We start from the raw sequence: 13,227 nt of genomic DNA, 5'->3' as shown, positions 1-13,227 counted from the left end.
GATCGCTGCGAACCCATGGCGTTAGACCTTTGCGGAACGCGCTCATCTGCCGGCTTGATGTGTGGTAACCAAGCGACCGTCGTTGTTCCGTGAGTTCTTCGCCCGTCGCGGACAGAAGTTGACTGAACGTCTGCCACGCGCCGGCACGGTTCTCCGTGTTCCGGTGCGGGGAGGCCATCGCGCCCTCGAGCTACCTGCAAGGAAAAGCCGGGATTCACGTGTGGCCGCCTGGCGCAGCGTTCATGCGGCGTACAGAGGTGTGGTGCGCGGGCAGTGGCTCGCCACCCGGGGCGGAAAGCCGCGCCGGAGTGCGACAGGTACCACGGGCGACGGTGGCAACGCCGTCCCCCTCAGCAGGAGCTGCCGTTACCCCTGCGACAAAAATCTGCACGTACAGATTTGTGCACCATTAAGTTAGCGGTAAGGGCTGATGGTGCGCCCCGTGCGTCATAGCGTATTGCCGTCTGAACACTTGGCCGCCCAGTTGAAAAAAGAAAGTGCCTATGGCCGATGTTTTCGCGGCAGCGACATAAGTGGGTGCGCGGCTTGATAGAACAGGTTGGCAACTCCCGTACTGGAAAACTGAAGCACTTCGGTCAGGCCGGACGTCGAATTCAGAAAGAGTTCGTCGTAGCAAACGACGGGCAACTGTCGATTGTTTTTAAATCTTCGGTCCGGTCCGCCCGACTTGTTCACGTATTGCCAAGTATGTCCGACGACAGTGGCATCGCCAGGAACGGAATCACCCTCCACGAACCGTGTCGAACCTACTCGGATGTTCAGCTCATCGTATTCGATGGCAGCAAATCTGTTTCCTGTAACCATGAAGAGATGGTCAGGACAAAAATACAAGGTGCTTGTACCGGCAACGATATAAGGAACATCAAGGTTGCATTTGACTTTGGAAAATGGGCCAACCCCAAGTTGCAGCGGTTTACGTTGGACAAGGCTCGATGCGCCCGCGTGATACTTGCGGTCCAACACCCGGCCACTGGCGTCGATCCGCCACTTCCCGCCACATGCGGCGAGCTTGGCGACACCGTCAGCGAGAGAAGAGAAAGCCTGCTCAGACACCGTGTCCAAGTCGTAAAAAAGTACAGTCGAGCGGCGAGCGGAATCCCAAAAGAAGACCCATGCAGTAGCCATGCAAGTCGCGATTGATGCGACTCCGCTAAGCACTGAAGCAACCAATCCGTTGTCCCATTCGACCGCAGCGAAAAGAAGCGAGACAACAGCGAGTGTGGCCATCCCCGGCCATAGCGCCATTTTCCCAGCTTTGTCATTGATTTCTTTAACGAGCGAATCCAGGGAAGACGATGTCAACTGAATCGCTGTCAGCGATGGGGTGCTGATCATTGGGCCAACCGTGTTACTGGTTGGAGGTGGCGGCGCCGACTGCGGACGCGAGTTCTGCTGGCTATTCCGTGCGTTCGTCGAGGCGACCCGGGATGACGGTAAAGTAGTTCGGTAGGTGAAACCACCGTGCGATATTGAGACGTAGTTTCCACGCGGGCCTGTTCCGACGCGAAAACCAGGAACGCCCACAGACATGCCGATGCCACTGCCTGACAGGTTGAAACGGAACGGTCCAGCCGAAATTGATTTTCTGTAGCTTAGTCCCATCGAGGTCTCTCACTAATGATTTTTATTGGGCAACGCACCAGTTGCCAATAGAACGGTAGCCCGAGTCGCATGTCCATCCGTTCCAGGTATCGGCAAGATGCGCATTTGGCGGCAAATTTACGGCTACGCAAGCGTTGCCCAGACGTCGAAACCCGGTGTTGCATTCCCAGTTGCTGCCACTCCCCGTCAGATGCGCATTCGGCGGCGTTTGCATTGACATGCACACCGTCCCAAACCGCAAATAGCCGTCATCACATTGCCATCGACCATCGGGGGAGACACGATGGGCATTTGGGGGCATGGCTGTCGGTACGCAGCCGTAAGGGCCGGGAGCCATCCCTGCAGGGCAGTCCGCCGGCACTCTTTGATTGGCTGCACCAGTGCAGCCTGAGCGGTCAACGCCAGGCGGGCAGATTGGTTGCCCCTCCGCTGAGGTAGGCGGCTGAGCAATTTGCCCGGCCATTTGCGATTGTCCAGGAATCGACGTTTGAGGTGTTGCGGTTGCTGGAGCTGCGGGAGGAGGAGAGACCGGCCCAACTGGCTTCCCGCGGAAAGCATTAAGAAACTGCTCCACCTGGATGGGCGTCTCTTGCGCTTGAACATGGACGGCGTTCAAAGCCAAAAAACCAGTGAGGCAGCTGGCAAAGACGAATTTACTTTTCAAGTCGATTGACCTCGTCATTGCCGCACCTGCATAACTGCAAGATCTGCTTCGGCCTGCGCCAAAGCGTGTGACGTCGTTTCGAGCGCACTTCCGGCGCTGTTCTGTCTCGCAATGATGTCGTTGCGGATTTCTTGCAGCTTGGTTGCGCCGTCTTTAAGTTGCTGTTCCAATCGCGCACGCATGGACGCCACTTTGCTGTTTACAGCACCGATGTCCTGTGGAGTCGGACTTGTCCCGGAAACGGGAACAAAGCGCTGCTCGATTCCGCGTCTCCATGCCAAAAGATTTGCGGTGAGCCCGGCACCAAAGCCTGGAATTGCAGCAATGGCAGACTCTGTAACGTCTGCGGCCGATTCGATTCCGAACGAAACCAATGTCTGCTTGCGCTGCTCGCCCACCCCAGCGATTTTTGCGGCGTGAATGAAGTGACGGTCCAGGAAATCATGCAACTGGCGAGCGATCAGTGATGCTTGCAGCTGCTTCAACTCCTGCGCAAGTACCTGCGGCAAGCCGTCAAGTTGGGCCTTGATTTGACCAACGTCGCGTGCTTTGTCGGAAAGCCTTCGATCATTTCGCAGGCTCTCGTAGTTTGACAGTGCCTGCTCATGCGCGCGTTTTGTACTATCGACAACGCTTTTCCGCGTGATGAGCTCGATTGGTGTCGGCAGCTTTACGCCGTGGATGGCGAACCCCCCGATCACGAGCCACAGAGGCCAGAGTCTGGGTACAGCGAGCGACACCAGGAAAGCAAAGACGCAGATGGCCGCGTATGTCAGCCGCGTCTTGGTGAGGCCATTGCTCACTGATGCAGGCGCCGGCCGTCCAGTAACGGTGATGGACTGCGGCGCATATACAGGTAGCGGCGGCAGGGCGCTGAGCGCCTGAATCTGCGACCAGAGGGCGCTAATGTTTGCGCCCATGACCTGAAAGTTAATGGACGGTCCGGTTGCAGATGCAGGGGTAAAGTATGGCGTTCCTAGCTTGTCGCGTTCACACCACACGCAAGAATTCAGATGGCCCGGGTATTTGTGGCGAGGCTCGGTGCTGCAAGACTTGAGAGATCGCAGCAGGCCGTCCAGTGTTGTAACCCACTCTTTGGCTTTGGGGCGACCGTTTTTGGCGCCAGCTTCCGTAAATGCACGCCAGAAAAGGTCGCCCATTGCCGGTGGCAAGTAGTCCAACCCCAAGGCCTTGGGAGGCATGTCGTTCAATCGCGTGAGCCGGTCCGCGCCGTATGCGAAACGGAATTCCTTGATGGCCCGTTCCAATGGCAAGTCGCCGGTTACCTTCGGTACGCCGGAAAACGGATGGCGCGCCATAAACAATAGTTGGAAAATCAGGACGGCAAGGCCGAAGTTGTCATGGTTTGCGGTTCGCGTTACACCGTGGAACGAGCCGAGGCCCTGGAGTTCTGGCGGGGTGTAGTGCGGGACCCCCACGGTACACGGGAAACTGGTTGTAGCCGTGTTCACATGGAACGAGTCACAATCGAGTAGCTTGACTGTCCCTTGATGGCTGACAATGATGTTGTTTTCATTGACATCGCCGATCGCGTGTCCGTGCGCATGTATAGCGTCGAACGCGGCAGCGATATTTCTCGCAGTTCCCACCAGGAATGAAAAATCGACCTTGGGAAATGTCTGTCGTCTACTTGCAACACCATAAAGCTGATGTACAGGTTCGTAGCCGGAGAACTTCGGCATGGTAAACCCGGCAACTGGTCCAGGCCTGTTCGACAACAGGACACTAATTGGCCACGCCGCTATCTGTTTCAGATACGTGTCACCGACCTGCGCCATTGCCCGCAACTTGGCTTGCCGATCAAGCGGCAGCGCCTGGGAATATAGCTTCGCGGCAACGTTCTCGCCGTTATGCATGGCGTCGAAGACGGCCCCTTCGCCGCCTTCACCAAGCTTTTTTCCCAGCTTTAGCTGGTTTCCAAGTTCGTCAAACGCCGCTGACATCAACTACCCCCAACGCGCGCGTGGCAAGAATTAATGTCTTGTCGTCGTCAGTTCGCTCATTTATCACATTGCTACCAAGGAACCGCTTCAGCGCTGAGCACAACGAGTCGGTCTGTTCATCCGTTGATGCGCGCAGCGCCTTGAACATAGGCTCAAAGAACGGTTCGTGCGCTGTTTCATCGGCGAACACAAGGGCAAGGCGCTGCAGGCCGTCGCTAAACAGCGCTACCTCGTCGGTCGTGCTTCGTATTTCGGCGCGCAGATGGCTATGGGCGTCGGCGTCCGTGACGAAGTAGGTCATGTTTGCGTATTCGCCAGATTCCGGCCAGAAGACAGGTGCAAGGCCGCTTTCGTGGCGCGCAACGATTGCTCCGTCTCCCACCTGGAAATAGAGTGCTTGCGTCGGTCCGATGACCGCGCCGAGCAACGTGCATGCGAGAGCACGCGTCGCGACATCCCGCACGGTCGCAGCCTTCAAGATTTCAGCGCGAACACGCTCGAGTAACTCGCTAGCCAGTTCAACCGTCAGTCGTGCTCCGTCGGCCGCTTCGACCGCTGCGAGCAGGAGTTTTCCGCCGGTCTCGCACGCTATCTCTGCGCCAACTTCGCCAAATTGGGCGCTGCCCGCACCGTCAGACGCCAGAGCGACCAGAAATCCGGTTCCATCGGCGGCTTTCGCGACATGGTAGAAGCAGCTGTCTTGGCATGGTGCTGACGTTTGAACGTGTGAACTGCCGACAACTGAAGCGCCAATGACTCGCCAGCTCACACCGAGGCCCAACCTGTAGGGGACACGAGCGGGACCTCAGCGCCCGGCGTCGAGCGTGAGACGGCTGCCATGGAAGCGGACAGCCACTGGAAAAGCTCACGGAATTTCAAGCCTTGCAACGACAGCGGCTGACGGGCTGTCGAAATCTGGGCGAGAGTATCCATATTCGCGCCTTCCACGCCGACGGCAAAGAAAGCAAACTTCTTCGAAGCCTCGCCTTCGCGAACTCGAGCGGCTGCGGATTGCCAGGCGTCCGTTGGGCCACCATCGGTAATGAGGAACACCCACGGACGGTAGTACGAGATACCATTTGCTTTGTACTCGGCCTTACGCGCATCAAGTGTGTCGAGCGCCAGATTGATTGCTGCACCCATAGGGGTGTCGCCCTGTGCACTCAGCTCCGGCGGGAAGAAGTTCGGAGCCGTGTGGAACGGCATTTCAAGTGCGGGAGGCCCGAAAGTCACAATCGCAGTATCGACTCGCTTCATAGCGAGCGAGTCGGCTGCAAGCTCGTCCTTAAACGTCGTAAGTCCCGCGTTCAATAGTGCGATTGGCTTGCCGGCCATTGAGCCCGATCGATCTAGGAGAAGCACGCATGGACAGCGTTGTTCAGGATTTTCAGCGAAATTGTCCGTACCAAAGGCTACTTGCGTAGCAAAGTCGTTGTTCTCAGTCATGGTCTTCTCGCTGTGTGGCGCTGGCTAAGCTCGGAACCGCGCGTTAGTATTTAAGCCTGAGATAATAATCCAAGAACCATGTCTACAAGTAAAGCGCCCGCTTATTTTGGTTTGGTTTGCGCGGTGGCAATCGGGGTGTTGCTGTCCGGGGCGAACAACCGCATGAACTCTGATGTTGTCGCGCCCCTCGACGTCGCGAGTACGCCGGCCGCCGTGATACCTGCGCCAGCTGAGCCACAACCAGTTCCGGTAGCCGAATGGAAGTTGCAAACGTTGAGCCTTGGAACCGTCCGTCTGAAAGCGAACCTTCCGTCGTTCGGCATTAATGCAACGTGCATGCTTCCCAAGCCCACGGAAGATGAAGTGGCAACGTGCCAGCCGGCAACGGGAACGGTGGACACATCCATCTGGCAAGTGCGGACTGTGAGCCAGCGTGACAGATTTGTGCCGATATCATGGTTCGATAGCGCTGTTCAGGCGCTACGTGCTCTGCCACCTGACCTGTTGACGCGCCAGTTGGGTAATGAGGCGAATCTGGTGTCCAAGGCTGGTTTCACGAATGCAGCACTTCTTTCGCCCGTCGATTTGCCGGGAGCGGTGGCTATTCGGGGCGCCGCGGCGGCGCCTTCATCGTTTTCCGCTGCGGCTCCGCAATTGTGCGTGTACGCTTTTCTGCTGGTGGCGAACAGGCCGACCACTGTTCTGTATTGTGCAACTGACGACGTGCAATCGCTGGCGGGTTCCAAAAAGATCGTGGCTTCGCTGCTGAAGTTCAACGCATCCGGTGAATATAAGCGCGGCAGCGCACAAGGAATCGAGCATGCGCTGTTTTTGAAGCGGCTCAAAGCAGCCGGTGGCGCAGTCTCGGCACCGGAGCTCGTATCCTCCGAACAGGCGTTTGAGCAATCGATGGCGAGTGAGTGCGAAAGATATCCAGTGCTATCACAGGAACGTTTTCAGTGCTATGAAGGATTCGCGGCCAACCGGCTTTCGGCTTTGTGATTGCATTGTTTCTCACGGAAAAGCCTAAAGTTTCGGCTGTACATGTCGTCAAACCGTGTTTGGGTTTGAGGGTAGAGAATGGGATTCGAGCACAAGATGCTTCAGGTGCCACCCAATATTGCGGTCCGCGCACGAGAGCATCGGGGCAATGAGGCTGCCGCATACCTGGAAGGAGTTGTGAGCGAACGCGCGCGCGATGGATGGGAGTTCTACAGGGTCGATCAGGGTTGAGTAGACTCAGCGCTTACTGCTGCAAACCCTGATGTGGTGGGCCACGAAGCCGTAACCGGTCCCCGACGGTTGCGACGATTTGGCAATTTAGTTTTCACCTGCCCGGTCTTGATATAGGTTTCGGCAAGGTCAAAGAAAAGTAGAGAATATGGATAACATCGGGGTCGTACTAGTTTTGGTGGGCGTTGTCACCGGATTGGTGGGCGTGGCAGGGTTCTTTGATACCCGCAAGGTCGACCGTCGCTTCAAGACCGGCTACAAAAATAATGAGCCGGACACAAGAAACTTTGGCCGTGCCGGCAAGCGCATGTTGTACGGCATTGGGATCTGCATTGTGGGAATGGCGGTTATCCAGTTGACCTCGCCATCGCAGCACTCGTCGGAAACGGCCCCAGTCAATACGATAAGTTCGCCACAGACTGCGAATGTCACCCCCGCCGATGTTGCATCGAATCCGGTTGTCGCACTTGACACCCAACAAGCGGACCAGAAACCCGACAGCGGGGTCACGCTCGGGACAAACGAGCGGATCGTCACTGCTGACGCTGTAGCCGCAGGCGCCAGTTCGGTATCGTCGGAGCCGTTGCCTGCCCAAATACAGAGCGCTTCCGATCAGCAGGTTCCGGAGACAGTCAGTTGCACCGATGACGGTACCTTTTTTGGGGCCAACATTTGTCATAGTGCAACGCTGGCAGCTGCTTACAACCAGGAACTCACTGAGTACGATGCTGCGCAGGGCCGTATCGGCGGCAAAGACGTAGGGGTCCGCATCGAACAGCAGAACTGGCTGGAGCAGGTGACGAAAGAATGTACGGATATGTCCTGTCTAACAAGTGCGTTCGATGTCCGCATCGCCAACCTACACTCACGATACCGTAAAGATGGCTAAGTTGGATGAGACTCTCACGGGTTTGTAGCAGTAGGCGCTGAGTCCGCTCAAACCTGATCATCGCATTTCAAAACGGGTCCGACACCCGGTCTCTTTGTGGAGACCGCGCGCCTGTACGAGAAAATCGCGCTGTTACGCCAGCGGACGCGTAGGCTCGAGCAGATCAAGGAGCAACTGAAGAAAGAGCTGGGCCGACAGTTGTCTCTTGCCGATCCGGATTGCCGCTCCACGACCAGTGGTGGCAAACGAACCGGAATGGTCGGCTACAACGCGGTGGAAGAGGCGGCTCCTCACCAAGCAGAACCTCGTCAACGTTGCAAGGAACGACGAGTATCATTGTCCCGCCGATAAGTGTGCCATTCGTCGATTCACGACCGTTGAAAACAAGTGACTCTGCAAATTCTCTCTTCGAACATTGGCCGACTTACTCGGCCCCAGCTCACGCGCGCTCATCCGACGACAATCGGCCATCAAGTGACGTCTGCCTCTGCCAGCGACTGGACGTTCGGGCGACCGCTTCGCTTGGACAACGGACCTTTGCTTGAGGATGCCGGGAATTTGCAGGGAAACGGAATTGGTGAGACCAGGGCGCTTTTCGCGAGACTGGAAGAACGGAGATCGTGAGACTGCCCGGACACTCGGGCGGAAGCAGGGGTTGCGTTGCATTAGGCGGCGGTCTGCGATAAGGTCCGCCGACGCTAGCTGCGGTCAGAGTGTGGGTTCACCCCAACGGATGCGATAAAATCACGTCTATCTTTCAATTGCCTGTCGGCGCACTAGCAAGCGGAGCGCAACGCTAGATGCTGCAATCAGTCACGGCTTGGGCCGCACGGCTAAAGCGAGATGTAGTCACGCTTATGTTCGCCAGTCGCGATCGGGCCACGCCGTTGCTCGCGAAATTTCTCGCATTGGCAACGGTGGCCTATGCGCTTAGCCCTGTCGACCTTATTCCCGACTTCATACCCGTCCTCGGCTATCTGGATGATCTGGTCGTCGTGCCGCTTGGAGTCTGGCTTTGCTTGCGCCTCATCCCGAAGGCAGTCCTCGAAGACAATCGCGGAAAGGCCGAAGTCTGGCTAGCTGGCAAGCCGGTGAAGCCAAGAAGCATGCTCGGTCTCGCCACAATTTTGTCTATCTGGGCACTCTGCGCTTGGTTGCTGTGGCGCTGGCTTGTTCGCTGAACTTGTCGAGCGCCTCGCAAGTTGCGCGACAGCCGACTTAGCGAACCAAGTTCGCGAGCTAGTCGTTGATCAGGCGGAAGTCCCGGTCTCACTAATTCCGTTTCCCTGCAGTAGACGCAGGCATCATACCAGCCCGGCGAGCTGCCGCCGCGTTGGAGGCCTGACTGTTGTGCATGCCACTAGGAGATCCGAGGGGGGCTGCACAAGGCCAAGCGCAAACACTTGGCGCTATCTCCGCGCACCGTGCTCTCAAGCCCGGCGAATTCAAGCCGTTGGTATGACAAACCATCATGGCGTAGAGGTCGGACGCCCTAACACAGACATGCACTGAGCCACACATGATTCGAGGCGATCTTTCCAACCGGCTGATCCATCTGACACGCGGCAACGCGGACATGACGGTGGACCAGGTATTTGACAGCATTCTGCGGGAAAAGCAGCTGCGCGGGTCCAGCCGCGATATCCGGGGCAAGCACACTGTCGTGTGCTTCACCGAGGCACCGGTGACAATGCTCGCGCAAGCCATGGCTGCTGACCCGAGTGCCATGCGCTACCAGCCTTTTGGGGTGATGGTGAGCAAGGACTGGCTGTATGCCAAAGGCGGCCGGCCGGTGATCTACGGCGAGGGCTCCGAGTATGATGAGTTGCCCGCAAGCATGAAGTACCGATACGTGAAGTATGAACCGGCCAAGCGCAACGGAGACTGGACGTGGGAGCGGGAGTGGCGGATCGAAATCGACAACCTTCCCCTCGATCCCGCCCATACGACACTGATCGTACCCCGCCGGATGATCGCGGATCGGTATCGGGAAGAACATGCCGACGACATGACAAGCATGGCCGTTGCCTTGTCGGACGTCGCGTTTGCGATTACCGAGGCCTATCCGTGGCACTACGTCGCGCTGGAGGATCTTGGCATCGACTTTCCTGCCGAGGATGCCGGTACGACATCAGCGGTGTAAGGGTGACCATGTCGAGCAAGCGCACACAAGCCAAGACCCCACCCAAGCCTGTGATCGTGGCGTTGGGAAATGCCGCGATGATGCTCGGCGTGCATGACGACGTCTTGGCCGAACTTGCACACGGGCGGGGGTGCCAGTTCTATAGAGACCCGTTCGGCCGGCCCGGTTTGACGCGGGAGGATGTCCTCGCGATCGCGTCATCGCCGGAGTGCCTGCTGGCTATCCGCAAGTCATTGCGCCGGGAGCAGCGCTACCGCGAGCGCTTGGTGCCGCGTGCCCAGGAATCGCTCGCACGCCAGCAGCAGTTCATCGGGGACTTTGAAGGCTATGCCGCAGACCTAGAGGCCATTCATCGGCGGCAATTGGCAGCCGTCAATGCCGCCGGCGCAGAGAGCGCGGCCATGGCCGCCTATCTGCTACTGAGCAAGGCGATCTCCATGTTGCGCATGCTCACGCTGGCACTGGCCCACCAGCATTGGTACGCCGGTGCATTGCTGCGGGACATCGACGAATGTCTGGACGCTGCCAAATACTTCGCGATCACGCGCGACACCCCGGAGGGCAACAAGGCGCTATGGCGCTGGTTCCACCTGAACGAGTCGCCCAAGCACGCCGATATGCGGGCGGCCGGCGCGGAGCAGCTTGGCTTGCATCTGGGCAACGGCAACCACCGGGAATTGCTCGACGAGCTTTACAGCAAAAAATCGAAGTTTACGCACCCCACCTTTCTGGCGATACGGGAGGTGGCGCGCTGGGACGTGTCAAACGGCATGGCGCTGGTTGAACCAAGCTATGGGCCGTGCGATGAGCCTGACATCATCCGCGACCTGACCGATTTCGCGCGATCCAGCTTCTGGAGCACGTATCAGATTATGCTGATCTCGCTGCAGATCACGGGGGTGCTGGCGTCTGCGGATCGAGATTTGCTGCTGGAGCGCGATCGCGCCTTCCAGAAGCTGGCCGGGGAGGACATGGCATGACGGCATCCACCTCGGGTGGCGCCGCGCCGAAGGATCCCGAGTATTTCGCCGTGTGCGTGGCCAACGCCGAGGCGGTCGAGAAGCGTGACGACATTCGTTTTCCCGAACCGGGCCGGCTCACAACCCTTGACGTGGATAGCGACGCGCGGTTCAATACCGGGCCCAATGGCGCGCGACTCGATACCGAGGAACTGGCCAAGATGTTCCTTGCGCACGCGTTGCCTGTCGCGCGGGCGCGTCATGGCGCGCCCGTAGAGCTACAGGTCGCGCGCCGCCGTGCCACAACCTCGATGGCCGCAAGGTGGTCCGGGACAACTCGTGGCAGATTCGGGCCATGCTGGGCGTGGGCGATCCGCCGCAACAGAATCGCTAGCCCGGAACAGGCGCTCGCAAGATTCTTCATTCCGGGGCCCCTCGCGCGCCGCACGGGGCGTTCGTCAGCTGCGACTGAATAGTGATGATTAGAGCCCACTTCGAATCGATTTATGACCGCCTGATCGAGACATTAGGGAAGGCCCGACACTCCGTTCGCTTGAGTGTCGCGTGGATGAACCCGGAACTATTTAGCGACGCTATCGATAATTTGCTTGATAGGGGTGTACAGATTGCAATCGCGTATTACAACGTCCTGGCAAATCGAAGGTTAAAGCCGTATTTTCATGGACGGCGGATCAACTTCTACCCGGTGACTCCGCGCTGGTACGGCGCGTATATGCATCACAAGTTCTGCATCATCGATGACGAGGTGCTCATAACGGGTAGCTATAACTGGACGAAGAATGCGGCGCGAGGCTTCGAGAATGTCATCATTGCGGAGCATGAATTCGAACTTGTGAAGCAGTACAAGCATGAGTTCGAGGACATCAAGGCCTTTGTGAATGGGGACGATACTCGCCAGAGCAAGCTGTGTTTTGAGCATCCGCACTGTCGGTCTGAAGCCTACCATCTGGCTGTCTTCTATCCGAACGATGGCAACGCCCCCATGGCCACGGGCATTTGGCAGGTTTGCGAACGGCATCGCCATGCCAAGTTGGTTCGCAGTGAGCCATACACCGCCGACGATGAGTTTGAGGTCGAACGGGAAGACTTCGATGAGCCGACGGACCGGGCGGACTCGATCGAAGCTCGTCAGGCAAAGATGCTGCGCGAATTCGCGACCCAACGCGAGTCTATTGAGTTCATCAAAGGGGCGACCGCGAAGCGGTTTGGGATGCCAATTGATGCTTACGGCAGTGTGCGCATGAAAGATGAAGCCTTGCATTCGAAAAGTGGTGGCAGCGGCTTTGTCTTTCCTGAGTATGAAATTGTCGTTCAGTGGCGGGATGTGTACTACCGTAAGACGGTGCCGGAAAGCCTTTCCGCAGACGATGGATATGGGCGGGTCATCCGTGGAAAGGAATGGACTTGGTAACCTGGCTGCGTGCCGGGGTTGCGTACTTGAGGGTGTGTTTGCAGATGGCCGTTTCCAAATCAAGCCGATTGGTCAGCCGCTGTCGCTTGGCTATTAGCGGCACCACTTCGCGATCGGGCATGCCGGATCAATGACCGCAGCCTGGGTCAGCGTCAGTTCATGGCTGGACAGCAGACGCTCGCCACAACCAAAATGGCAATGGCGGAGTATGGCCGCACGCAGACTAACGCGGCCGGAGCGGCGCGGCCGATGGCAACGTTCCCGCCAGTCCAACTAATTCGCGTCACGATTCCGGCGAGTCTCACGAATTCGGTTCTGCCGTGACCTGCCGCGTGACCGAATTCATGAGCAAGTCATTGATTATGTTGGGGCGCCAGTCCCAGCAATTCGGTGTTCGCGCAAATTCTTGAGCCTGATGGCGAATCCAGGAGACTGGAAAGACAGAATTGATGAGACTGCCGAGGATTTTGTCATACCGCGAGGCCGGCGCAGGCAGCGCAGGCCGACGGTACCTACCAACATCGACAGGTTGTTCCGATGTACTAGCCGCGCCATCATTCGTATGATTATTGAGGGACTACCTCGCACTTGCGGAACAAGCGCCGTGGTCAACCGATAAACCTTTGCAACAATTCCAAAGCGTGCCTTTTGAGCTTAAACCACCACTCGAGGAATCTAGCTATGAGCACACCTCAATTTGACAGCCTGAAAGACAAACTTGTTGATAAACTAAATGAAGGAAATGAAGCATTGCAACTGATGTACCGCAAATCCGGGGCAGGCGATACCGAGAGCTTTGCATCAGCCTTGGCACGTGAGTCAATTAAGCATGAACAGGCAAATATTAAGCGCCACGTCCAATCACTTCCATATA

General features: G+C 57.5%; 12 protein-coding genes and 2 pseudogenes. 9 read left to right on the top strand and 5 right to left on the bottom strand.

Features of this window, described 5'->3' with window-relative positions; translation table 11 throughout:
- Positions 1 to 501 precede the first annotated feature (501 nt).
- The 5 genes and pseudogenes from P0D96_RS46225 to P0D96_RS46205 all read right to left on the bottom strand — a co-directional run bounded on the left by P0D96_RS46225 (position 502) and on the right by P0D96_RS46205 (position 5,697).
- Positions 502 to 1,356: a hypothetical protein gene (locus P0D96_RS46225; protein ID WP_408320864.1), complete on the bottom strand. Its 855-nt coding sequence runs from the start codon at positions 1,354 to 1,356 to the stop codon at positions 502 to 504.
- Positions 1,357 to 1,476: 120 nt separating this feature from the next.
- Positions 1,477 to 1,623: pseudogene (locus tag P0D96_RS46220) on the bottom strand (DUF4236 domain-containing protein); the annotation flags it as partial.
- A gap of 678 nt (positions 1,624 to 2,301) precedes the next feature.
- The gene (locus P0D96_RS46215; protein WP_408320862.1) at positions 2,302 to 4,251 is read right to left on the bottom strand and encodes a helix-hairpin-helix domain-containing protein; all 1,950 of its coding nucleotides are present in this window, start codon (positions 4,249 to 4,251) and stop codon (positions 2,302 to 2,304) included.
- On the bottom strand, positions 4,235 to 5,020 hold the full coding sequence (locus P0D96_RS46210) for a PP2C family serine/threonine-protein phosphatase (RefSeq protein WP_408320860.1): 786 nt from the start codon (positions 5,018 to 5,020) through the stop codon (positions 4,235 to 4,237). The genes P0D96_RS46215 and P0D96_RS46210 overlap by 17 nt, the downstream gene beginning before the upstream one ends.
- Entirely contained in the window at positions 5,017 to 5,697 is a 681-nt protein-coding gene (locus tag P0D96_RS46205; RefSeq protein WP_408320858.1) for a vWA domain-containing protein, read from the bottom strand. The genes P0D96_RS46210 and P0D96_RS46205 overlap by 4 nt, the downstream gene beginning before the upstream one ends.
- Positions 5,698 to 5,775: 78 nt before the next feature.
- On the opposite strand from P0D96_RS46205, the gene P0D96_RS46200 reads away from it, so the two are divergent.
- The 9 genes and pseudogenes from P0D96_RS46200 to P0D96_RS46160 all read left to right on the top strand — a co-directional run.
- Entirely contained in the window at positions 5,776 to 6,699 is a 924-nt protein-coding gene (locus P0D96_RS46200) for a hypothetical protein (RefSeq protein ID WP_408320856.1), read from the top strand.
- Positions 6,700 to 7,078: 379 nt separating this feature from the next.
- Positions 7,079 to 7,819 (top strand): lysozyme inhibitor LprI family protein, encoded by a 741-nt coding sequence (locus tag P0D96_RS46195; RefSeq protein WP_408320854.1) that lies wholly within the window; start codon positions 7,079 to 7,081, stop codon positions 7,817 to 7,819.
- A 69-nt stretch (positions 7,820 to 7,888) separates the two neighbouring features.
- A pseudogene (locus P0D96_RS46190) lies at positions 7,889 to 8,089 on the top strand (IS5/IS1182 family transposase); the annotation flags it as partial.
- A 530-nt stretch (positions 8,090 to 8,619) separates the two neighbouring features.
- Positions 8,620 to 9,000, top strand: a complete 381-nt coding sequence (locus tag P0D96_RS46185; RefSeq protein WP_408320852.1) for a YkvA family protein — start codon at positions 8,620 to 8,622, stop codon at positions 8,998 to 9,000.
- Positions 9,001 to 9,338: 338 nt separating this feature from the next.
- Positions 9,339 to 9,962, top strand: a complete 624-nt coding sequence (locus tag P0D96_RS46180; protein ID WP_408320850.1) for a hypothetical protein — start codon at positions 9,339 to 9,341, stop codon at positions 9,960 to 9,962.
- Between the two features lie 8 nt (positions 9,963 to 9,970).
- Positions 9,971 to 10,942 (top strand): hypothetical protein, encoded by a 972-nt coding sequence (locus P0D96_RS46175; protein WP_408320848.1) that lies wholly within the window; start codon positions 9,971 to 9,973, stop codon positions 10,940 to 10,942.
- On the top strand, positions 10,939 to 11,397 hold the full coding sequence (locus P0D96_RS46170) for a hypothetical protein (protein WP_408320846.1): 459 nt from the start codon (positions 10,939 to 10,941) through the stop codon (positions 11,395 to 11,397). The genes P0D96_RS46175 and P0D96_RS46170 overlap by 4 nt, the downstream gene beginning before the upstream one ends.
- A 2-nt stretch (positions 11,398 to 11,399) precedes the next feature.
- Positions 11,400 to 12,353: a phospholipase D-like domain-containing protein gene (locus tag P0D96_RS46165; RefSeq protein ID WP_408320844.1), complete on the top strand. Its 954-nt coding sequence runs from the start codon at positions 11,400 to 11,402 to the stop codon at positions 12,351 to 12,353.
- Positions 12,354 to 13,034: 681 nt separating this feature from the next.
- Positions 13,035 to 13,227, top strand: a 193-nt coding sequence (locus tag P0D96_RS46160) for a hypothetical protein (protein ID WP_408320842.1), incomplete at its 3' end; no start/stop codon positions are given.

This window comes from Paraburkholderia sp. RL17-347-BIC-D (genome assembly GCF_046027915.1).
GTDB lineage: Bacteria > Pseudomonadota > Gammaproteobacteria > Burkholderiales > Burkholderiaceae > Paraburkholderia.
The sequence above is the reverse complement of the archived record's forward strand: the minus strand, read 5'-3'. Positions and strand labels throughout refer to the sequence as shown.

Excerpts from the sequence above, each read along its gene's own strand:
- P0D96_RS46225 (WP_408320864.1), bottom strand. The coding sequence starts at position 1,356 with ATGATCAGCACCCCATCGCTGACAGCGATTCAGTTGACATCGTCTTCC.
- P0D96_RS46215 (WP_408320862.1), bottom strand. The coding sequence starts at position 4,251 with ATGTCAGCGGCGTTTGACGAACTTGGAAACCAGCTAAAGCTGGGAAAA.
- P0D96_RS46205 (WP_408320858.1), bottom strand. The coding sequence starts at position 5,697 with ATGACTGAGAACAACGACTTTGCTACGCAAGTAGCCTTTGGTACGGAC.
- P0D96_RS46200 (WP_408320856.1), top strand. The coding sequence starts at position 5,776 with ATGTCTACAAGTAAAGCGCCCGCTTATTTTGGTTTGGTTTGCGCGGTG.
- P0D96_RS46195 (WP_408320854.1), top strand. The coding sequence starts at position 7,079 with ATGGATAACATCGGGGTCGTACTAGTTTTGGTGGGCGTTGTCACCGGA.
- P0D96_RS46185 (WP_408320852.1), top strand. The coding sequence starts at position 8,620 with ATGCTGCAATCAGTCACGGCTTGGGCCGCACGGCTAAAGCGAGATGTA.
- P0D96_RS46180 (WP_408320850.1), top strand. The coding sequence starts at position 9,339 with ATGATTCGAGGCGATCTTTCCAACCGGCTGATCCATCTGACACGCGGC.
- P0D96_RS46175 (WP_408320848.1), top strand. The coding sequence starts at position 9,971 with ATGTCGAGCAAGCGCACACAAGCCAAGACCCCACCCAAGCCTGTGATC.
- P0D96_RS46170 (WP_408320846.1), top strand. The coding sequence starts at position 10,939 with ATGACGGCATCCACCTCGGGTGGCGCCGCGCCGAAGGATCCCGAGTAT.
- P0D96_RS46165 (WP_408320844.1), top strand. The coding sequence starts at position 11,400 with ATGATTAGAGCCCACTTCGAATCGATTTATGACCGCCTGATCGAGACA.